The 768-nt window shown below is 55.5% G+C and carries 1 protein-coding gene, 1 pseudogene and 1 riboswitch; of the genes and pseudogenes, one reads left to right on the plus strand and one right to left on the minus strand.

Features of this window, described 5'->3' with window-relative positions:
* Nucleotides 1-93, minus strand: a pseudogene (locus VZ95_RS28405) (hypothetical protein); the annotation flags it as partial.
* 50 nt (nucleotides 94-143) lie between these two features.
* Nucleotides 144-355, plus strand: a riboswitch (cobalamin riboswitch).
* Between the two features lie 120 nt (nucleotides 356-475).
* Here VZ95_RS28405 and VZ95_RS20950 point away from each other — a divergent pair.
* A partial coding sequence (locus VZ95_RS20950) for a GTP-binding protein (RefSeq protein WP_332308150.1) occupies nucleotides 476-768 on the plus strand: 293 nt, incomplete at its 3' end.

Below are 768 nucleotides of genomic sequence, written 5' to 3' on the forward strand. Positions count from 1 at the left end.
GATCGTTTTACTTGCCACCTCGGCATCTTGATGGGCTTTACGCTTTTGCATCTTTAGACGGTGACGCGCGGCGGTGTCTTGCTCCGGTAACATCCTGGAGTCCTTTTCTTCAGCAAGCGTTTGACAAGCGGGGGAGTGGGTGTCACTTCTTAGCCTAAGACGGTGTGATGAGTATCGCACAATAGGGAATAGGGGTGAGGGCTTAAAATCCCAACTCCCAAGCTGCCCCCGCAACTGTAAGCGGCGAGCCTGTTTTTCAGAATGCCACTGGAGCCGCCAAAAGCGATGTTCTGGGAAGGCGAAGAACAGGCCTTGACCCGTGAGCCAGGAGACCTGCCGTCGAAGCTGCCGTTTGCGCGAAGCGGGGTGTCTTCGTCGTAAGCTTGAGAGGATTTTTCTCTCTCATGAGCGTGTGGGCTTTGCCCCATTCGCGCGGCTTTTGGCACCCGGTTTCTATCTGCGATGCCAACTCACAATGTCTCAATCTTCCGTATCTTCCCTGCCGCCCGGCAAAATCCCCGTTACCATCATTACCGGCTTTCTCGGGGCAGGAAAAACCACGCTGATCCGGCATATTCTCGATAATGCCCAAGGGCGGCGCTTGGCCCTCATCATCAATGAGTTCGGCGATCTCGGCATCGATGCTGAAATCCTCAAAGGCTGCGGGATCGAGACCTGCCCGGAGGAAAATATCGTCGAGCTTGCCAATGGCTGCCTATGCTGCACCGTCGCCGATGATTTCGTTCCGGCCATCGAAGCTTTGCTGGG

The sequence above is a fragment of the Elstera litoralis genome, assembly GCF_000963705.1.
GTDB lineage: Bacteria > Pseudomonadota > Alphaproteobacteria > Elsterales > Elsteraceae > Elstera > Elstera litoralis.